Source organism: Paenibacillus sp. EB106-05-06-XG162 (assembly GCF_058791655.1).
On sequence record NZ_JBYTDT010000025.1, the window covers coordinates 25,280 to 46,148 of the forward strand.

Consider the following 20,869-nt stretch of genomic DNA (forward strand, 5'->3'; position numbering starts at 1 on the left):
TATCCCACCTCCCCCTGTTATAACCACGCCGCCATTTCTTCCGTAGTCATTCCGCTATTCACCGTTCCGTCCGTCTGCTCACGTTGTTGCTCACGTTCCATTTCCGCCTTCAGCTTCGGAATGATCCCGTTAATCCGATAGCTTATCGCAAATCCAGTGGTCAACAGCGGATACTCACGCGACGGCTTGTACGCACGGAAGCATTCGTCGAATGCACGCTTGAGCAATTCCGCGCCATGTTCGGTCAGCGAACGTTTGATTACGCCTTGTTCGAAGCGCCAGTTCCGCATCGGTAAGTATTCGGTAACTCCGAACAATTCGCGATTCATATCGGCGAAATATGCGTGGATCGTGACGACGTTCCATTGGTCAAGCGGAAGGTTGCGCCAGTCCTTGCGCTCATAAGCCGTTATTTTCTTGCGTGCCACTTTCTACCGCCTCCCTTGCTAGTTGAATATCGTAATCTACAGCGGCGGACATTTTCGTTCTCTGTAATGCTCCTCTATCTATCGCGCTCAATATTCCGCGTAAGGCGGTAAGCAATCGTTCATTTTCTAACGATAGCGAATCCGCCAACATTTCGTTATAGCAACGTCGATCTTCTTCCGCAGCAAATTCTGCCTCCGCTGCGATTGCCCTACGTATGGCTTCCGGCCAGCCTTGGCGCGCTTCTGCGATGAATTCCGAATCTCTAATACCGTCCGCATCGGGAGGAGTCGTGATTCGTCTACGTTTCGATCCGTTAGGCTGTCGTATCTGATTTGCAACATTCCTATCGACTAGCCAAGGCCCCGGCGTCGCCGCGTCGCATATCGACAGGTCAGAATGTAGGTCACGCTCTTGTTGTCGGACGCTTAGTTCGAACGCCTGTTCAATCGTTAATAACTTATCGCACATTATCGTTCACCCCCTCGATTTTTACGCCAAGTTTGTCTAGCGCGAAAATTATTCCGTTAGAAAAGTCGTGCCCGCGCCAGCGTTCGTATGCCCCACGTATGTCGGCATGAATGTGTTGTTCTTGCGTCAATTCACGTTCATATCCATTGATTAATGCGGACATTAACGTGTTGAACCGTAGTTCAATTTCAACGCACACCCATGACGCCAACGTCTGACTTTCCGGCATATCCCCGCCTTTAAGCGCAAAGAGCGAAATCGCTGCATTACTTACGCCCCTATCACGGAGTCTCTCGATAGCCTCCGCAACTTCGTTTGGTATCGTTACTTTTCGGCTCATTCTACGTCCTCCTTCGTATTAGTGATTCTATACCAGGCGCACGATTTCGGTCGAACTCCAAATTCGGCAATTTGATTGTTTGCGGTGCCGCTTAACTACGTTCGAATTTCCTTTATTTTTACGGGTGATTTCTGGTTATGTAAAACTGTGATTTTAAAAGCTACTTATTCCCTCCTTTTTTCTGCTTATTGCTCTATTTTTCGTGCGTTTTCATTTGATTGTTTATTTCGTTTTCTTGCCGTAGTATTCGAGAATATCATCTACCGTTTCAAACTTCAATTTCCGTTACCTCCTATATTAATTATACAATCGTTCCGCCGAATCCCACGCTACCGTAAAATTCCCGTAAAATTAGCGCCTTTAACTCGCAACCTTCCGAATACACTCCGCTTTAACTTTGACGCCTAAATCGACGGTAATATCACGGGAAACTACCGACGTCATAGCCGCGTGTATACTTTCGGAGACTGACCGCAGCGTTCCGATTAATTCCGCCAGTGATTGCGGATGACCGGCGATCCCAGTTTTCAGTATGACGTATTCGACCGCCCGGATAAGCGAATTTACGCTGATACCGTAATAGGCTGCGTCACGCCATACTTCGCGTAGAGTGGGGTCGGCGTCCGGATTCTCTGTGACAATACGGGACCAGTTCGGTGCTTTCGTTGGGTCGACGATGCGGCGTTCCTCTACGATAAATTGCGTGCCATCCGATTTGAGACGGTATTTTTCCGTTAATTGAACGTTCATTTGACGTCCTCCTTTTATTGGCGTTTTAGTAGTTTAACTTGTAATCACGTCGATATCTAAATACAATGTATAGAATTCACGTAGTATTGTAAAATAGCAAATTCCCCCATATTCATGCATTAAAGTCTAAAAACATCGCTTATACGTGTTTTGACGTATTTTTATACCGTATCACTCGTATTCACGACATTTTTAACTGTTGAATTCACGACACGTTTGAATTATACTTTACTCATGACGGGAATTGACGTCATACATTGTGTTAGATAGGGGTATTAAAATGAGCATAGGAAGTAAAATCAAACAATTTAGAACAGCTGCCGGCCTAACTCAAGCTGGATTAGCAGTTAAAGCGAATATGTCACGCTCTTATATAGCCGATGTAGAACGAGATAGGTACAACCCAAGCGTTGATACGTTAACGACAATTGCAAATGCGCTCGAAATTGATGTTGCTCAATTTTTCGACGCTAATCACATCCTTCCGTCTAGTTCTAAAGATGATATGGAAACACCGGATTGGGCCAACTCGAAAGACAAGCGCGACTTTAAGAAAATGCTTGAAGAAGAGTCCGGCCTTATGTTCGACGGTGTACCGATCGAGGATGAAGACCGTCAACGTGTCTTGGACGTCCTTACCGGCTTGTTTTGGGATGCCAAAAAGCGCAGTAAAGTGAAATTTACAAATAAGCGATATAAGGAAAATGACCACAACTAGATATAGGAGCTGGTTTTCTGTTGCAATCCAAGGTGGATGAACTAATACGTAAGCACCGCACTACGTGTCCATTTAAGCTATCTAAGAAACGAAACAACATTGTTATCTTTGAAGACCTCGGAGCCTCGACGAAGGGTATGTACTTTACGAAGTTTCGACAGAAGTACATAATCATCAACAACCGCCTTCCCTACGTATGGCAACGCTTGGTCTGCGCCCATGAGCTAGGTCACGACGTACTCCACGCGGGCATGAACCGCTTCTTTATCGACGACCATACGTTTCTTATCTCGGGAAAATACGAGCGGCAGGCGAATACGTTCGCGGTTGCGCTGCTTACTTCGCATAATCCGATAGACGGCGACGAGACGATATCCGCGTATTTTCGTCGGATCGAGATCCCCGAAGAAATGGTCATCTATTATAAAGGCGTCTTAAACTAGGGACGGTGCTTTCGAATCGTGGCGCCAGAGCTAGTTTTTCTTTTATTTTTAGAACCGACGTCTTCCCTTATATACATCTAACGTTTAAATACTCCGCGATCTAATATTTTCGCTATACTATCCGTTTGTTGGAAAGCGATTTTCTTTCCGACAACGTATCTTTTATGATTTATACCAACGTTTTCATCCACCTCCGTATTATTTGTTTCTCTCTTACATCTTTCTCTTTTAAAACCTTTCTATCTTTACAGTATGCCCAGGACATACTTAGCTAGGTATGCGCAGGACATACTTACGTAAGTATGCGCTGGACATACTAAGCGGAACGACGCGGTTTCTTCGGCTTATATTTCGTCATATCCGGCATAACAACGACACCATCCTCGTCGATGATATGTCCGTCATCCGTAATCCTCGGACAATACGACGGAAAATACCACTTGAACCTTCGCGTCTTCTCGTAATGGATCGCTGTGCGTATTATTCCGTTCGTTTCGAGAATGTCCGCCAGGAACTTAATCCGGTTACGATCGATCCTCAACGTTGACATTAACGTATCGTACGCTATGAAGCACGCTCCGAACCGGTCGTTCAACGTTCCATCCGCTCGAAGGTAATTACCGTCAATGTATGACTGCAGCGTAAAGTAGAACGCGTATATGTCGCGGAGTTCCGGCTTGCGCGCCATTCCTGCGTACACAACGTCGTAGGCTTCGTTAATGATGCGCGGAAACACTTTGCGGACGAGTTCGCGATTATAAACTTCGAATCCGATTGGACCGTCAAGCAGCGTCTGCTTATCGTTAGGAAGCGCGAGTCTATTCGTCATGCTGCTTGCGCATCCCCTTCCGTAATTGGATGTTTGCCTATTACGCCCAATTTCGTAAGTTCTTGCGTGAGAATTTCTTCGATTTCGTCATATTGCGTGTAGTCGATCCGTATTAACGGGATGCCGTTGGCGCGGCAGTATTCCGTTTTAATGCGGTCGTGGCGTTGTGTTTCGCGTAATTTTAGTAGTGCCTGCTCCTTACCCACACCGAATCCCCTCGGACTAAAGTGCTGTATGCCGTCATATTCAATAAGCACCGTTCGGTCGGAGAGTAAGACGGCAAAATCGAACGGAAGCGGACGTTTATCTCGGCAAGCACTTAGTCTGTACTCACATTCGGCCGCGTGACCCTGCGCTTCCAGGTATGCGGATATCCGCCTCTCTCCATTACTGATCTTACTGGGGGTACATACTGTACATCGACTCTCCGCTGATAAGAAATGATTAGGACTTATCTGCCACTCATTACCGCACATATTATGACGCATCAATACCGGCGTTGTGTTGTTTATATATTTGCCAAGGACTGTGTACTCACCACCAGTGATGGTACTTACCTCTGTTAAGAACGACTCGTTCGACTTTCTCAAATTCCTCAGCACACACCTTTGGCACTGGTGTCTATATGAGATAAATTGACTCGGGCGTATTCTCCGCGTACCACCACATGCGAGGTGTTGGATCTCGACCTGGACCAACGCGCCCATGTATTCGCCTGCAAGTATGTATTCCCCATTAGTAACCTCCCTAACAAACGCCCCAAACATCTCCGTTGTCCATTTTGTGCATTTGCGGCGAGCACCACTTGGGTTGAGGCGTTTCCTGCTTTCTGTTTTATACTTACGATCACACTCGGTACACCTCGATGTCAATCCACTCCCACGCTTATAAAACTCCGTAAGCGCCTTAACCTCGCCACACTTCGTACATTCCTTAGCGTCAACTTCCGCGCCATCTACCGTTATCTTAACGATTGGTACGCGCTTCCTTCTCGCCATCTGACCGCCGCCTTCCGTTGGTTTTACGTCAAAATACCGCTCTTATCGTTGACATTGATGAAACGTTCATTTCGAACTGAAAACGTCTAATTCAACGGTAATTTTGCGCCTTACACTTACTACGTTGCCGGTCGGACCGATTCCGCACACTCTCTGCAAAAAAAAAAATAACGCCACCTCCGAAGAAGTGAGCGCTACGTTTACATCAACATTTACGTTTTCAAATACGTACACGATTACGTATATGTTTACGTGTACATCAACGTTAGTCTGTGCGATTCTTAAAGTATTCTTCTAAAAGTTCGTTAACAATTTGCGTCATGGCGCCGCGTTCGCCGCTTATTTCCTCGTTAACTCGTTCTACCAGGTCATTGCGTATCCAGAACGTTTTACGCGTATGTGTTTCTTCGAATAGTTTACGTTTAGTGCGTCTGGTAGGGTTTACGTTTACATCAACGTTTACGTATTCGTCTAGCTTTTGTTGAATAGGCGTGGTAATTGCCTTCTGATCGTCTTCTATTATATTCGCCTCAAGAAAATGAGCTGGGGCACTACTATTACCGCCTTGGCGTACTTTATTCTTTATTTGATCTAGTTTATTTTGCGACACGCGCTAACAACTCCTCTACAAAGCCACGATATTGAGCTACGGCATGATTCAGTTCATTATTGTTAACAAATCCATTAATACTAAGTCGACCCGTCGCTGCAGTACGTGACAATACCGTTTCAAAGCAAATATCTCCATAATCTTCGTAGACTAATTCGATTAATGCTTTATTATCAGTTCTGCGCGTATCAATGAGACACCTCAATATCCCAGTAATTTGCATATCTCTATTAACTTGATTTTGAACATGGACACAAGTTTCTAAAAACCTACTTAACGCAGAGTAACAGAACTTACTAGCCTCAAACATAGCAACAACAAAGTCGGCAGCGGCAAGTGCATTAATAGTCTGTTCTCCTAACGCGGGCGGAGTGTCTACTATAATATAATCGTAATTTTCGCGTACAGATTCAATAGTTTCTAATAAAACTAATGACATGTTACCTTTATACGGTTCTCCATAGAGCCAGCGTGAAAATCTAGCAATATGATCGTCTGCTGTTATAATATGTAGGTTATCCGTAATCTCATGAATAAAACCTCTAGCATCTTGAGCCTGTAACGCCTCAAATATAGTTTTACCATGAAAATCATAAATATCCCTCTGTGTTAATAACTCTGTTAAATTTCCCTGAGAATCCATATCCACAGCTAAAACTTTATATTTTTCACTTAATAAGTATGCCACGATCCCAGAGGTCGTTGTCTTAGAGCTTCCGCCTTTTTGTATACCAAATGTTATAACCTTCGCCAACTCTATTCCTCCTTAATATCTTCTAAAATTAGTATAACTTATTTCTGCGTTTACGTCCACATATACGTAAACGTCTTCGTAAACATCCACATGATTTACGATTTTCTCTTGCCTCTGGCGGTGTCGTTAGTGGCGTTTCGTGATCCTTACATAGCTACACGACCGCCACCAAGAACATACTTGAAGAAAACAGCGCGTTGATCTGCGGCGTATGGTGTGTCCTCGCTATTGCGTTTAGCTTTACGATCCATCAACTGTTGTTCGAAGATCGTCGCCCAATAATCCCCGTAAGAGCTGATATGGTACGATTTCTTGATTAGATTCGTAAAGATCGTATTCGCCTTCCAAATAGCTAGGATTATATCGTTCACACTTGCTTCGAAATTATAGCCTGAATAACGCTCTTTTAGCGTTGTTTGGATCTGGCGAATGATGGTCATAGGGATTAATCCGTTCTCTTCTACGCCAGTGAGGATATATTTTTCTAACTTTTCATCGCGCGCGCGCATAGTAACAGTATAATCATATGTTTTATGGTTAAAGCTATTAAAAGCTACGGACGCAGAAACAGGTCGTGAGTCCTTATCTGGCGTGGATTCTAGCGATTTTTCATAGGTATCATGCTCGGTCTCATCTGCTAGATTCGTAGGTTCGCTGAATACAATAAAATTAGACCCACGTTGCCCGTTATACTTCTGACGGCGTACACGCTGAATCAGACCTAGTTCCTCGGCTTTGTTCAAAGCACGGTGAAAGGTTGCTTTGCTGACTTCAGCTTTCCGTAATAGTGTCTCGATCCGTGCCCAACACACTCCAGGAACAACCATGGCGTGAGCAAGAATGGCCTGAATTACTTTCCATTCGGCAGCGTAGAAGTTATGTATAGAAGCATTCACAACCGACCGGAGTCGGTCGGTGTCGTCGAAGTGACTATATGTATTGGCTTCGGTTCGCACTTTATCAAAGATTGGTATAACGTTACCCATAAATAAAAATACGCCTCCTGTAATTGCGTATGGAATTGTTGTGGTGCTAGTGCTTTCCACGTTTGGCGCGACTAGCTACCTAAAAAAGACAATAGGAAAGCAAGCCCTCCGACGCATATTTTTTTCTAAAATACGATCGCGTGCCATTTATTTGGTTAAAGGTAAAGTATTACTCTTGATTATTAGTAGTGATCTTGGTAGAATTGAAGAAACATAATGAACGCCAATAGGCGCATTAAATAACAATCCCTAGACATAGGGACTGCGTACGATCAGGACGCTCTCCATGGCCGCCAAGCTGAAGGAGCGTTCTTTTCGTTGTTCTGATATTCTTTGCTAAATAAAGTCTAGCACATCAAACTCTATTTATCTACTGTACATCAACGTATACGTACACGTCAACATACACGTTTTCAAAAACGTATACGATTACGTTTATATATTTGTGCTGCGGGTATCCCGGTACATTTGCGATACCCTGGTCGGTTACATCAACGTTTACATATACGTATTTGAAAACGTACACGATTACGTTTGCGTAAACGAAGAAAAGCGCCCACCAACGGAGAATACGAAATTAATCGTTAAACTCCGCCGGTGGGCGACTAATACGTTATTCTATTTTATGACGTCGCTTTACTTCGTTCCATTACTCCGTCTTACTGCGTTCCTTCTCTACGTCGACCGCGGTTTCCGCCAGGATATACGCAACGCACGCGCCGACTGCACCGATAACTCCCGTCACTTGCGTCACCGTATCCGCACCGGCCCCGAACGCTACCAGTAAACTCGTACCAAGCGCGGCCGCCAACGCCCAAAACTTCCGACTCGCCAATTTACGTTTCCAATCGATTTTCTCGTTCATTATACCGCCGCCTTTTTCGTAATATTTACCGTTCTCGTCTTCGCGTCCCATTGCACATCAGCACCGTACGCTTCCGCTACGATACGGACCGGCACCAACGTCACTCCGTTCTTCAGCTCGCCAACTCCGACTTTCTTTCCGTCAACTTGTACTGTTATCTCATCCGTCAATTTAACGTCCTCCTTCGGTCTCATCTTCGCGTCAACGCTCGAAACGAACGTCTTCCATCCGGTCCATTTTCCACTATCGTACATAAGACGCGGACATATCTTGCCGGACCAATCGAAATGACGACGTAGCCGATCCGTTCCCCATCCGCGCTCCTTCAGCAGATTGGCGACCAATTCCGCAGCGTTATCGAGCGTCTTCGCGTAGTTGCCGCTCTCGCAAATTTCGATTCCGATAGACGTCCGATTGCCCGAAGTCGCACCACTACCGTCGCCGGCATGCCACGCATTTTCGCCTAGCGGAATACACTCGATCGCCTGGCGCTCGTCCACCACGATATGGAACGATGCTTGGCGAGCGTTCGTCGGATTCGTCAGCCAATCACGTTCATTTCGCGCGGTAGACGATGGATTCCCCGTATTATGAATCGTGATCGTCGTTGGCGTCATTTTGTACGCGGGGCGCCGATTGCACGCTGTACTTTGTGGTATGTGTGATACTACGTATTCCATTTTCCGTCAATCCCTTCCGTGTGGGAACCGCTCTTTAATATCGCGCAGCTCCGTTATGATTACGTCATACTTATCGCTAAATTTATCGAGCAAATCCTGCAGGCGGCCTTCGCGATCCTTGTTCGCGCGCATGACGTATATAAGCAGCCATACGAACATTACAGCAAACGGGCCCTGCGAAAGGAAATACTTAAACACGTCCATTTCCGTCATCGGCGGTATCCTCCGTTTTTGCTTCATCATCAATCGCAATTAACGCCAGTCCGATTTGTTCGTCAAGTGCGCGGAGAATGTCCGCTTGTTTATCGGGATGATTGGCGAGGACTGCCGTAATGACTGCGGATAATTCCGCAACTGGATCGGATATATCGATAATACATTCGAGTAGCGGTTTAATTTTCATAGGCGTCTCCTTTCGTAAGCAAAATAAAAAGCCCGCAATATCCGCGGACTTCTAAATTGGTTCAATCTATTTTTACGTATCTATCACCTTTAAGGACCATTCTCTTCTTACACGCTTTGCATGTTATTCCTGACTTTTTAGTCGTCAAAACCTCAAATCCGCAAGTCGGGCAGATTACTCTATAATTAGTGAGGTCTTGCTTCTTTGCAACAAACGGCGAGATGATACCGCCGATAATTAGCGGAACCCCTAATATAGCGCCTATCCCCGTAAATGAGATGATAATACCAAACGTAATGAAGGTAATACCCAGGAAGCAACCGACGTATCTACTGTTAGACTCGTCTATACGCCTTTCTTTTCCTTCCAACTCGAAAATCCTACCATAATCGTTTTGAGTTTCCACAAAAACACCCGCCCGCTAAATATTGCTTAACTCGTTCTTTAACGTATCAATCTCGACTTGAGCCGCGGTTACTTTAGCTTCGAAACTCTTTTTATCATCAAGTTCTTTCTGAACCATCTTATTTATGTTTTCGATATATATCTCAAGATTTGGGTCCTTGCCATTTGCTTTTGCTAGATCGGATTTATATTCATCTACTTGCTTATTGTGGCTTTGGATGGATGTATTGAGTAGGTCAATCTCACGTTTATAACGTATGATATCCCCATCTAGTTGACTTATCTTAACCTCAATTTGTGCTTTTTGTTTCTTCTGTTCTTCCAAAATAGTATTGTCGTCTATACTTCCAATATTACTAGCACTGGTCTGTTCCAAGTTTATTCTCTTCCCTTCTACGTTAGCGGACATCCCCGTAGCCTCTGTTAGCTTCCTAACTGGTAGATAAGTAGAATCATTTATTACAGGAGCGTCCCCTATCTTATTTCCTTGATAATACACCTCAAACGTTCCGTCAACTTTACTTCCTACTAAACTCTTGATAGAATCCGCAAAAACAGTGGTACTGGCAAATATAAATATACCAACCAACACACCAGCTATAAATTTCTTCATTTATAATGTCATCTCCTTGATTGAATTATTTATCTTATTATACAACGAAACCCAATCAAAGAGATGAAATATATTACTTTTGTATATGAGAATGTGAAGGCACACCAGCCCAAGTATAAACAGCGCCGTCAACAGCTTTAAATTGAGTCCCAATAGGTATACCACAGTTGAATGGTCCGGCTGTGTCCGTAGACAATCCTTTTGAAGCTTTATTTCCAATCTGCGAACCCAAGCTAGATAACTCGTCACCTAAACCGACGACGGATTCTTTTCTAAGACCACTGACCGTGGCGCTTGAAAAGTACACCTGTCCATTAAAATTTATGTCACTTCCGCTAATAACCATTTGGTCCCAACCTCTTATATCAAACCGATTACCCGCTGTCATTAGCGAACCCTTCTTCGTACCAGACTCGTTGTTAAACGCAATCTCCGAAACCCCGTACGTATTATCCGGAGCGATGACGATACGATTCACGCTGCTATCTTTCGCTCGCATCCCGTTAACGTCCATCTCAATACGTTGACCGCTCGCCGCCGTCCGAATAAGCGCGCCTGTTATTGTACCCTGCGTCCAAATTCCGCCTTGTGCGTTTAATTCACCGGCCGAGCTCACCGTAAACTTGCCGTTTCCAACGTTGATCGAGCTACCTACGATAGCCCCATCGGTAAAATTCGAACTCTTAATCTGCGCGTAGTTCGCCGTTAGTTTGTTCGCGATAACGTTGCCTTTCATATCAACCTGGAACGGAGCACTTGAAAATACTGCGTGACCGGCCGCGATCCCATTCGTATTTATCTGCGTTACGTCGTTACCGGACCCGATAAGCAACGAAACGAAATTACCGAATTGTCCGACGACTGTCTCCGCCAGAATGCCGCGTGCCGTGACCGCCGACCTCACCGTTCTCCAGCCATCCGTAGAGATGCCGAGACCTTTCGATGTCAGCCGCACCTGTTCGAGAGGATTCGTCTTCTCCTGCGCCAGTATTCCGCCGTCTGCCGGATAAATTAGCTCCGTTTTACTATTCGTGATATCCGTGATCGCCTGCTTCGCGAACGCCTCGAACACGTCAGTCCGTATCTTGCCGCCGCTGAAAATGTTATCGACGATATTCTTCGATTTCTCTAGGTCGGCGATAATGTCCGTATAGTCCCGCATCATGACGTTCGAAACCGTTACCTGCGCATGCTTTTCGGACGTATATGGATACTCCGTTATTTCCGTAATGCGGGCGTTCACGTTATCGGCTCCCAACTCCGGATCGATCAACGTTACCACATCGCCAAGACTCGGCCGCGGCTCCGTCTTATCGAGTTTGAACAAGTCCGCCGCAGATACCGATACTTCTAGCGCTGGAATTTCGTTCTTACGGAGGGCGGTCCGCGCAGCTTCGAGTAGCTTAATCGGGTCCTCGATATCCTGCTCGATAATCTCGCCGTCAAAATACGGATTGATATCGTTGGACCACGCCGACTGATACGGTGATATCAAGTAGTTTACCGCGAGTTTTCCGTCAACGATGGCGCCTGGCACTTGCGATAAGAGAGCGCGCTCCTCGTCCGTTAATATCGACGCAGGCTGACCGATCCACGTCCGCCCGTCCTTCATTTGCGCAAACATTCGCGTAACTAACGATCCGGCATCGTCTTTGAAATTCGTAGATACGACGTTCTTGCCGAGTCGATATTGTAGTCCGTTGTCGGCGCCGATTTTCTTACGTAGGTGGATGACGAAATTATCCGGATCGACTTCGCACTCATACATCTTGATAGCGTCGTTAAGCGCTTGGAGCGCATTGCCGCGCCCCCAATCTTTGACGTCATGCAGCGCGAAGGTATCGTCAACACTGAACGTAAACTTGCCGCCGGTGGCCGCTGAGATTACGTTTAGCAACGTTAAAATATGGACTCCGTACGCTTCGGCAACGTACGAGGAATACGGAATCTTGTAGTCAGCGAGCTTAAACATTACGTGAGAACACGATACGGCTGCAGTCAGTTTGCGCCCATCACGGACCCGTTGCCGCGAATTGATAACGTAGAACTGACCGCGATCATCCTTAACATGACCCTTCAGTTGTATTTTTTCGCGGAAATCGGCGGACGTCATCGGAACCAAAAAAGACAGCTCATAGTCCGAATTGAGCCGTCTTTTACGTTGGATGTCCGTTGCGTCGACCAGTACGCCGACCCTCCGTCTATTTTTATCGTATGATTCGAGATACAACGTACCACCCCCGTCAGTATAAGAATTTGTCGCGATGCGTGATGCGCGTTAAGATGTCGCGCGCGGCTTCTCCGTCTGTGTATGTTACCTTATTCGTGCCGAGGACCAGCGAAAAGAAATCGCCATCCACGAGGTGCATCGCGTTCTGTCCGTTGAGCGTCACCGTCATTTTCTTCGTATCAATAACGAGGCGATCGCCAGGCTTAAAGTCTCCGGTGAACGCGGTGGTATCTACGTGTGAATACGTCACGGATACGTCATATTGCGTAGATGCGCCGACTGCCGCCGATTGCATACGTTCGCGAATATGCTGCGCCAGTATCTCCGTTGCGGATTGGATTGCGGCGGAGTGCGGAATCTCGCGTATCATCGGTACGTCCAGTTGCGATTTAGCGTCAAAAACGACAGAGACCGCAACGTCTGCGTTGAGACGAGCGGCCACTTCGGATAATGACGATATGTTAACGTTGAAATACGTATAGACGATGTATTTTCGGTTAAATGGAGCACGGTTAAATGCGCCGATAAACGACATGTGCGTTCCTCCTTACTCTACTGTTGGTATGATTTACTCCCCCATAAAATATACTTTGCTGAGTATTTCGAAGCATTGTGTTAGAATTAAAAAACAAACTTAAAGGGAGCTATTATAATAATGAAGAAAGTTGCTTCGCAAAATGATAAAATTTGGTTCGTACAGATGCTTAGAGGCATTGCGGCGCTAATTGTCGTATATGCACATATGTGGGAATTGTTTTGGAGAGATAACGTTACTGCATCTCAGATTTCTTACTCTGCACCTATCAACGACCATGTAAATCTTCCGCACCTTGGAATGACGACCTGGCTATATAATTTTCATTTTAATTTCGGAGCTATAGGTGTGGCTTTATTCTTTTTGGTTAGTGGTTTTGTAATCCCCATATCGTTAGAAAAATTAAACAGTTCCAAGTTCTTATTTAGACGAATATTTAGACTTTATCCCGTTTACATTATCGGATTGCTTTTCACTTATACAACTCTATCTTTGAGCGCTAGGTTTAACGATCTTGATTTCGGTTTTACTTTTATAGATTATTTAAAGAATGCTTCCCTATTTCGAGACTTCTTTTGGGTACCTACGATAGATAATGTGAATTGGACTTTGGAGACTGAAGTTAAATTTTACTTACTGTGCGCCTTCTTGTTTTGGATTACATCTTTAAAAAATATAAAATCGCTAGTAATAACCGTTGGAGTATTAGCTTTTAGCAGTTATATTGCGACTAACAGCCTGGAAGTATTATTGCAATTAAATATGATAGAACTATACCGTCTAGCGTATATTTTATCAAATTCCGCTGTTTTCTTAACATATATGTTCATTGGTTCTTGCTTTTACAACCTCTTCAAACGCTATTGGACGATAAAACAATTTATTGCAACAACAATATTCTTCTACGTGTTATTCCTTTTCAACGTACATAATATGTTCGGATCTGGATATAAAGAGTATTTTGTGAACTTTACATTTATTCTGTTAGTGTTCTCAATATGTTACTATTATCGAAATAAGATAAAATACTCATCCGTTTTGAATTTTTTTGCCGAGATAAGCTATCCAATGTATGTCATTCACGGAGTTTCTGGTTATGCAATGCTGTCTTTCCTTTATCGATATCAGCCATACCCTTACTTGATATTAATAGAGGTTTCCCTTATCATTATATGTCTATCTTATATTATTCATAGATTTGTAGAAAAACCTTTTAATAAACTAGGTTATTATTTATCGAAACAAAATGATAAACCAAACACTATAGATACAACATTACAAGACAAAGCAATATAACATTAAAGAGACAATGGTTTAATTGACAACCATTGTCTCTTATTCATTTATATTGCTATAACTCCTACATCATGTGGTCTGTAAACTCCGTTTGCTAACCAATGACCAATAGCAGAAGCAGTTCCTATTTGCGACATAACACTAGTTGTATTCCCGCTCATCCTTGCATTAGTTATAACATTTCTGTTACTGGTTCCAGATTCAATCCAACCTGCGCTATTGTTATCAGCTTGAACATTTGAGAATTGGTTATCGACACTATTATAGACTGATATACCACTGCCAGTATTTTCAGATGAAATAACATTATTAAGACTCATCTTTTTACAATTATTTAATAGAACACCGATTGCCCCAGGAGCAGATCCGTTCAACCCCTTCCCGCCAATAACAAACAAATTATTTATTTGTGAAGTTACTACGTCCTTTATAGTTATCCCATTACCTAAATTTTGGTACGATTCGATATTGTTGACAACAAGGTTCATTACGTTTTCGATGAAAATTCCGTCACCCATTATATTATCGACAAGAACGCGAGTGAGCCATACGCTGGCCTTACCCGTATCAGTTCCTTTAATATAGACACCAATTTGGGTGGGTTGATATGTTGGATTTACTAACGCAGGGACAGGGCCAAGTACATCTACTTTTTCAAGTTCAAGACCAACAAAATCCTCAAAGGCAAACCCAATCCATGTAACCGGCGATGTGTTATAAGTATGATCAACAGCACATTCCCGAAAAGTAATAAAACCTCGTGAATGATGGATGTAAACTTGAACACCCTTTGTTAATATCGAGTTGCAATCAACCACTTGCATATCAGTTACATAGTTAGTGGTCGCCGCTTCGTCATGTATTGCCCCATAACAATTTACAAACTGTATTTTACTAATCCGGATAAACCAACACACTTTTGTAGATGTTTTCAGTAAAATTGCTTTCGATTCTGCCGGAGCACCGTTCATATCTATCTTAAAGTTTGATATTTTACAATGAAACGAAGCAACATTGAATAATACACTTGCACCGCAATAGAGTGTGACCTGATTTTCACCTTCTATTTCAACGTTATCTCCAAGAACCAGCGTTGAAAGTACATATCCTTTCGCGGTAAACGGTACAATCACTTTTCGTCCAGTATTGATAGCTGCCTGAAATGCTGCCGTATCATTCGTAATACCGTCACCTTTTGCACCAAAATCTAATACATTCGCGGCGATATCCAATTTCTTTACTGTTCCCGCCAACTGTGCGTTGATGTCCGCAATATTCCCACGCATAGCGTCCGCATCATACGACGTAAAATACCGCGCCATGCTCGTTCCTTGCGCCCATGCCTTCGCCGCTGTTCCGCTAAATCCCCGTGTAACTCCCGTCAGACTATTTCCGCTCTTTCCGGTATAAAGCACCGTCTCCGCCGTTTCATCCGCGCCGATCGTCGCAAGGTTCGGAGCCGCCGGGAGCTTGGATGCGTCCAGCACGTTAATAGTCGTCGCTGTATTCGTAATCGCTGCGGTCAATTCCGTTGCTGGCGAATTTGGTTGCGCAGGATACATAATTTGCTGTGCCATCTATTTCGTCACTCCCTCGTTGTTATTGCGTAAATTTAACGGACGTACCGGACATCGCGAAACGTGCACGGTCGCCCGCCGTAAGTGTGCGCGGATTATCGAGCGGTCGCGTCCATAGTAGCTTTCCGCCCGTTGCCGCGTCTCTGATTCCGACGTGCGTAACGAGGCCCCAATCCGCGGTAGCCACCGGAAATACGACGTCAGCCGTATTACTTACCGTTTGCTGCCCGGATACTAACGACGGCGCTCCGAATGCAATCGCCTGTCTTGCGTATGCGCCTCCGCTTACTTCCGTTCCTGTATCCGCCGCAGTCGGGTCTGATGTATAAAGCGCAATATATACCGTAGACGGACTTGTATACGGCGTGTTACGTAATACTGCGTTAAGTAGAGCTGCGCTAAGGTAATTCGATATTTGCATCGCCATTTATTCGATCTCCTCCATTATTGATAGTCGTATTCGTTCGTTATCTTAAATCCGCGAATCGTGTTCGCCCCCGTATTCGTCAGTACAATAACCGGCTGTGCGCGCACGTCTCCGATCGATTCTAAAATCATGACTTCCGGTGATTTCGTAATGGTCGTTTCGTATACGCGTTCGCCGCTTTCCGGCCACGGATCGTTAGCTTTCAGCGCTACGTTGACCATGCGACTTCCGACCTGTCCGTCTAGCGCAAGAGTTCCGTTATTTACGACGCGATAGATGCGGTTCGGCAAATCCGAAAACTCCAACGTCATCTCTTTGCGGTTAGCGTTAAATAGCCGCGCTAACTTCGCCAATGTTGCGTGGAATTGTGCCGGAGATGCTTCGATATACAGCGTCAAATCGATACGACGCGGATCGTAATTCGACCCGAACGATAACTCGCCGTCCTGTCCCGCGATTTTAACGGTAGATTCGTTGACCTCCGGTAAAATAGGAAGACGCCGCTCGAAGAGAGCAGCGCCTAACGTTGATATCCATGTTCCGTTAACTTTTACGTCGTAATTCACGTCGTCTTCACCCCCGTTGACCGCAACCTCGTCGCCACGCGTTCGCGCTCGGAATACATCGTTTCAATGTCCGCACGATCTTCGAGAGTAACGTCGTTAACGGACATATCGATATGATTCGTGATTTGCTGCGCGGGCGTTGACCGTTCGTATCGTCCCGCCGATGCCGTAAATGGTGCGTCAAGCAACGCAAAGAGACTCGCCAATTGTCGCTGATTAAATATCGCCTCACCACCGTGGATTACCGCCTGCATCGGCTGTCCCAACGTGCCTGGCACCGGACCACCAACGTCAAAACTCGGAAGCTTACCAGTATCCGACGCTATTCCGTAAATCCGACGAAGTTCCTCGTTACGAGCGTTCAATCGCGCCATCTCCGACTTATCGCCGCGAGCTTTCGCCGTAGTCCACGCATCCTTATTCGCGTTGTATTCCGAAAGGTCCGGATTAACTCCGTTACCGACCGATTGGATCGCGGCCAGCTTAGCGTTGTATTGCGCGACGAACGAATCGAGGTCAGCAATAATCTGCGCGTTAGTTTCAACGTTAGATTTGACGCGGAAATCGGCAATGGCGGACTCGATCGATTTAACGTCGCCACCGAACGAATCGAATGCGGACTTTAACGTATCATACTTCGCTTCGACGTCGGACTTTTCGCGGTCAAACGCACCGTCGCGCTGTGACTTTTCGTCCTCTAACGCTTGCTTCTGTGACGATAGGTCGCGCTCGCGTAGGTCGCGGTTATGTTCGAGTTGCATCCGTTCTATCTCTTTGGCTACGTCCTCGCGCTCTTTGATACCATCGGGACCTACCGCCGACTGAAGCAACGCAAGCCGTGCGCGTTTTTCCGCCAGTTGCGTCTCATAATCCGCGTCAGAGTTCGCTTCGCGCTCCTTCGCCATTAAGCGATCAATCGCGTCGATGCGCGCCTTATACTCGTCTTCGTGCGCCTTTTTACGTTCTTCGATTGCGGCAATCTCCGCCTTCTTCGCTTCGTCAACGTTAACCTTCTGCGTCTTCAGCAATTGGTCCGCAAGCTTCGTCTGCTCCGCGATTAGGCGCTTCTTCGATTGATACAGCTTCTCGTCGGCCTTTTCGTAGTATTCCGAATCTTTATCGTAACGGCTACGTATCCGCGTCCAAGCTTCGAATTTCATCCGCTCAATTTCGGCTTCCGACTTTCCGGCGTCTTCCATGCGGCGTGCTTCGGCGTCAATCCACGCTGCCGATGCGTCAAACTGCGCTTTTGCGACTTGCTTGCGCGATTGATACACTTGTTCGTCTGCCTGCTTATAAAACTCCGTATCCTTACCATAGCGGTCGCGGAGTCGCGCCCATGCGTCAAGCTTCGTCTTGGCAACGTCCTCTTCCGATTTACCGGCGTCTTCCATTCGGCGCTGTTCTTTCGCGATCCATTCCGCAGAGAAGTCATAGCGGGATTTGGCGGAGTCTTCGTTCAAACGTTTTATTTGCAAGCTCAACGTCCGCTCGTCTTCCAGCGTTTCGGCGAGATGTTGCTTATGATTAGCGCGTACCTTTTCGTAAGCGGCGATTTGCTTATCCGCGGACCAGTCGTACATTTCCGCTTGATACTGAGCCGTTGCGATAGCATCGTCATACGCTTTCTTACGTAGTTCTTTCGCGATTTCAGCGGCGGATTTTCCGGACTTCTTCGCGCCTTTCGATTTACCGTCACCTCCACCTCCTTTATCGACATTGATAAATTCGCCAGACTTGAGGTTTTGTAGGCTGCGTTGCATTTCCTTCTCTTTTTCGATGAGGACTGCTTGCTCTTTTTTCTTTTCTTGCAGTTCCTTGTCGAAACGCTCCCCCGCCTTATTCGCTAATTTGTCTGTAAAACCTTGAGCCGAAGGATCGGCAAGTGACCCAAATTGAGTCTGTTGCGACGCGGCACTCATAACCTTTATCAATTGCATATAGTTATTGATTTGCGCTTCAATTGCTTTCTTATTGGCCGCTGTTACTGCAATAAGGTTATTTATCTGCGATGTTGCAGAATTAGATGAAGCGTCGAGCAACTTCTTCTCAGCGCCAATCTGGTCCTGGATAACGCCGATGTTTGTTATCCTAGCGCGCCCCTGCGCATCAATCTCCCACGTTAGATCGGGATATTCTTTCTTGAGGTCGTTGATCGTTTCTTTAAGCTGGTTGTTTTGCTCGTTCGTCAGCTTACTTTCGGCGTTTAACTTTTTATAACGATCCATCAGCGCATCAGTTTCGGATGAGTGCGCGCGTTTAGCGGCGATCGAGTCGTACTCTTCTTTATTCATCTCGTACATTGCTACGGATGACTTGTCGATTTCCTCGCGCATTTTCGCAATTGCTTTATGCGCTTCGTCAACATTTCCGGCACCCATATTCGCAAGACTCTCGTTGATTTCGTCGATATTACGCTTAAGTTCTCCGTACTGTCTAATTGCCGCGGGGTCTTGGAAGTTGTGTCCTTGACTTTGAAACTCGTTAAATTTACGTTGCGCTTCCGTAAGTTCGTCGACGAGGCGTTTCATTTCTTCGTAGTTCGTCTGCAACGACTTCAACTCGTTAGCACTCCGTAGTGCCGGAGATTTGCCTAGTTGATCGTTAAGTTTACGTTGCGCTTCCGACATTTCTTCGGCCGCTTTCGCTGCATTACGCGAATGAGAGGTATACGCCGCGAGTCCGCCGACGACTGCACCAATTACAGCTATTGCGATACCTATCGGACCCATCGATAAATTAAGCATAGTAAATCCGGCTTTTAGTATCGGTAGAATCGTATTAATCGTTCCAAGTACGCCAACTAATAATGTAAACGCACCGACAAGTCCCGCAACCGTAGCAGCCGCGCCTACCAATCCGGATACCAACGTTTTATTCTCAACGACCCATTCTGCGATAGCCTGGATAATCGGCGTTATCGTTGCGAGCAACTCCGCAAATAGCGGTTTAATCGAATCTCCAATGCCGGCCTCCAACGTTTGCATAGCGACATCGTACCTCGCAACCGTTCCGGTATAATCGCCGAGTGCCGACGAAGCGTTACCCGCGAATATCTGCGACTCCTTCAAAAATCCGTTATACGCCGCCTGCACCTTTTGTGCGTCCGTTAGTTTACCGGCAGTCGTTCCGATAGACTTCGCGTATTCCGCTTGCATAACGGAGAGGTTCTTCGTTACACCGACGGAATCAGTCAACGTAGAGTTTCCGTTCTTGATACCCTCCATCGCAACGACGATCGACTCGCCCCAACCGTAGTGAGCTTGCCGGTTATACGCGGCCGCATCCCCCATAGCGTTTATGAGTTCGGTCGTTTGCTTAATATCGAGACCCATCGCCAGCGACGTCTTATACGCCTGCGCCGCCTCCGTCGCGTTCATAAAACCTTGCTTCGTCATGTTCTGTACGGCCGCGGTAGCTTCGCCTGCGCTGTATCCGAGATTCTTCGATACCTCGACGAGCCCCTTAGTCGCGTTATACATTTTCTCGGACTCCGCAACAAATTCGCGCATCTGAGCGAGCAGCGATCGGATTGCGGCGGTTCCGCCCAACGCCAATAACGCGGACTCGATGCCGCCGATTACTTCCTTCGATTTATTGCCCTCTTGTTGTGCCTGCGTTAGCTCCTGCGTAATCTTATCGATTTGTTCCGCCGATGCGCCTAATCGCGTAAGTTCTTCGCGGACTGCCGCAAGTTGACGTTCGAGGATTTGCGGATTGGCTTCACGCAGATACTTGTTGATACTCTGGACTTTCTGCGCGGAAGCTCCGAGGTCTTCGAGCGATTGGTTAAGCGATCCGAACGATGCCGACGCTTCTTTACCTGCCTCTCCGAGTTCCTTCGCCTTGGCTTTCGCTTTATCAACGGATTGGCTATATCCGGAAATATCCGCGGTTATGGATGCACGAATCCCTGCTACTTCAACTGAATTGCTTATTTTTCTCAC

The 20,869-nt window shown here is 46.0% G+C and carries 23 protein-coding genes; 3 read left to right on the forward strand and 20 right to left on the reverse strand.

The window, feature by feature from the left end:
* Positions 1-17: 17 nt before the first annotated feature.
* The 4 genes from AC3WU2_RS28920 to AC3WU2_RS28935 form a co-directional block, all read right to left on the reverse strand.
* Positions 18-428, reverse strand: a complete 411-nt coding sequence (locus AC3WU2_RS28920; RefSeq protein ID WP_492458341.1) for a hypothetical protein — start codon at positions 426-428, stop codon at positions 18-20.
* Positions 400-897, reverse strand: coding sequence for a hypothetical protein (locus AC3WU2_RS28925; protein ID WP_492458342.1), 498 nt, complete (start codon positions 895-897; stop codon positions 400-402). Before AC3WU2_RS28925 ends, AC3WU2_RS28920 begins: the two co-directional genes overlap by 29 nt.
* Positions 887-1,237, reverse strand: coding sequence for a hypothetical protein (locus AC3WU2_RS28930; protein WP_492458343.1), 351 nt, complete (start codon positions 1,235-1,237; stop codon positions 887-889). Before AC3WU2_RS28930 ends, AC3WU2_RS28925 begins: the two co-directional genes overlap by 11 nt.
* Before the next feature lie 360 nt (positions 1,238-1,597).
* Positions 1,598-1,987 (reverse strand): hypothetical protein, encoded by a 390-nt coding sequence (locus AC3WU2_RS28935; RefSeq protein ID WP_492458344.1) that lies wholly within the window; start codon positions 1,985-1,987, stop codon positions 1,598-1,600.
* A 280-nt stretch (positions 1,988-2,267) separates the two neighbouring features.
* Between AC3WU2_RS28935 and AC3WU2_RS28940 the strand changes: the two genes are divergently transcribed.
* Together AC3WU2_RS28940 and AC3WU2_RS28945 are read left to right on the forward strand one after the other, a co-directional pair.
* Entirely contained in the window at positions 2,268-2,705 is a 438-nt protein-coding gene (locus tag AC3WU2_RS28940; RefSeq protein WP_492458345.1) for a helix-turn-helix domain-containing protein, read from the forward strand.
* Between the two features lie 20 nt (positions 2,706-2,725).
* Entirely contained in the window at positions 2,726-3,148 is a 423-nt protein-coding gene (locus tag AC3WU2_RS28945; protein ID WP_492458346.1) for an ImmA/IrrE family metallo-endopeptidase, read from the forward strand.
* A gap of 316 nt (positions 3,149-3,464) precedes the next feature.
* Here the strand turns inward: AC3WU2_RS28945 and AC3WU2_RS28950 are convergent, their stop codons facing one another.
* The 12 genes from AC3WU2_RS28950 to AC3WU2_RS29005 form a co-directional block, all read right to left on the reverse strand.
* Positions 3,465-3,977, reverse strand: a complete 513-nt coding sequence (locus AC3WU2_RS28950; RefSeq protein ID WP_492458347.1) for a hypothetical protein — start codon at positions 3,975-3,977, stop codon at positions 3,465-3,467.
* A complete protein-coding gene (locus AC3WU2_RS28955) occupies positions 3,974-4,567 on the reverse strand; it encodes a putative endonuclease domain-containing protein (RefSeq protein ID WP_492458348.1) in 594 nt (197 codons plus the stop codon). Before AC3WU2_RS28955 ends, AC3WU2_RS28950 begins: the two co-directional genes overlap by 4 nt.
* Before the next feature lie 673 nt (positions 4,568-5,240).
* A complete protein-coding gene (locus AC3WU2_RS28960; RefSeq protein ID WP_492458349.1) occupies positions 5,241-5,585 on the reverse strand; it encodes a hypothetical protein in 345 nt (114 codons plus the stop codon).
* On the reverse strand, positions 5,572-6,339 hold the full coding sequence (locus AC3WU2_RS28965; RefSeq protein WP_492458350.1) for a ParA family protein: 768 nt from the start codon (positions 6,337-6,339) through the stop codon (positions 5,572-5,574). The genes AC3WU2_RS28960 and AC3WU2_RS28965 overlap by 14 nt, the downstream gene beginning before the upstream one ends.
* Before the next feature lie 146 nt (positions 6,340-6,485).
* A complete protein-coding gene (locus AC3WU2_RS28970) occupies positions 6,486-7,325 on the reverse strand; it encodes a MarR family transcriptional regulator (RefSeq protein ID WP_492458351.1) in 840 nt (279 codons plus the stop codon).
* Between the two features lie 649 nt (positions 7,326-7,974).
* A complete protein-coding gene (locus AC3WU2_RS28975; RefSeq protein WP_492458352.1) occupies positions 7,975-8,190 on the reverse strand; it encodes a hypothetical protein in 216 nt (71 codons plus the stop codon).
* Positions 8,190-8,870 (reverse strand): N-acetylmuramoyl-L-alanine amidase, encoded by a 681-nt coding sequence (locus AC3WU2_RS28980; protein ID WP_492458353.1) that lies wholly within the window; start codon positions 8,868-8,870, stop codon positions 8,190-8,192. The genes AC3WU2_RS28975 and AC3WU2_RS28980 overlap by 1 nt, the downstream gene beginning before the upstream one ends.
* 6 nt (positions 8,871-8,876) lie before the next feature.
* The gene (locus AC3WU2_RS28985) at positions 8,877-9,083 is read right to left on the reverse strand and encodes a BhlA/UviB family holin-like peptide (protein WP_492458354.1); all 207 of its coding nucleotides are present in this window, start codon (positions 9,081-9,083) and stop codon (positions 8,877-8,879) included.
* Positions 9,061-9,273: a hypothetical protein gene (locus AC3WU2_RS28990; protein ID WP_492458355.1), complete on the reverse strand. Its 213-nt coding sequence runs from the start codon at positions 9,271-9,273 to the stop codon at positions 9,061-9,063. Before AC3WU2_RS28990 ends, AC3WU2_RS28985 begins: the two co-directional genes overlap by 23 nt.
* Before the next feature lie 421 nt (positions 9,274-9,694).
* On the reverse strand, positions 9,695-10,291 hold the full coding sequence (locus tag AC3WU2_RS28995; RefSeq protein ID WP_492458356.1) for a hypothetical protein: 597 nt from the start codon (positions 10,289-10,291) through the stop codon (positions 9,695-9,697).
* A 73-nt stretch (positions 10,292-10,364) separates the two neighbouring features.
* On the reverse strand, positions 10,365-12,521 hold the full coding sequence (locus tag AC3WU2_RS29000) for a phage tail protein (protein WP_492458357.1): 2,157 nt from the start codon (positions 12,519-12,521) through the stop codon (positions 10,365-10,367).
* 13 nt (positions 12,522-12,534) lie between these two features.
* Positions 12,535-13,056, reverse strand: a complete 522-nt coding sequence (locus tag AC3WU2_RS29005) for a phage distal tail protein (protein WP_492458358.1) — start codon at positions 13,054-13,056, stop codon at positions 12,535-12,537.
* A 120-nt stretch (positions 13,057-13,176) separates the two neighbouring features.
* Here AC3WU2_RS29005 and AC3WU2_RS29010 point away from each other — a divergent pair, with 120 nt between their 5' ends.
* A complete protein-coding gene (locus AC3WU2_RS29010; protein WP_492458359.1) occupies positions 13,177-14,352 on the forward strand; it encodes an acyltransferase family protein in 1,176 nt (391 codons plus the stop codon).
* A 47-nt stretch (positions 14,353-14,399) separates the two neighbouring features.
* On the opposite strand, the gene AC3WU2_RS29015 is transcribed toward AC3WU2_RS29010, so the two are convergent.
* From AC3WU2_RS29015 to AC3WU2_RS29030, 4 genes are read right to left on the reverse strand one after another with little or no spacing between them, the layout of a single operon-like run.
* Positions 14,400-15,929, reverse strand: a complete 1,530-nt coding sequence (locus tag AC3WU2_RS29015; protein WP_492458360.1) for a right-handed parallel beta-helix repeat-containing protein — start codon at positions 15,927-15,929, stop codon at positions 14,400-14,402.
* Between the two features lie 22 nt (positions 15,930-15,951).
* Positions 15,952-16,350, reverse strand: coding sequence for a phage tail fiber protein (locus tag AC3WU2_RS29020; RefSeq protein WP_492458386.1), 399 nt, complete (start codon positions 16,348-16,350; stop codon positions 15,952-15,954).
* Between the two features lie 23 nt (positions 16,351-16,373).
* Positions 16,374-16,922 (reverse strand): phage tail domain-containing protein, encoded by a 549-nt coding sequence (locus AC3WU2_RS29025; RefSeq protein ID WP_492458361.1) that lies wholly within the window; start codon positions 16,920-16,922, stop codon positions 16,374-16,376.
* Entirely contained in the window at positions 16,919-20,869 is a 3,951-nt protein-coding gene (locus tag AC3WU2_RS29030) for a hypothetical protein (RefSeq protein WP_492458362.1), read from the reverse strand. Before AC3WU2_RS29030 ends, AC3WU2_RS29025 begins: the two co-directional genes overlap by 4 nt.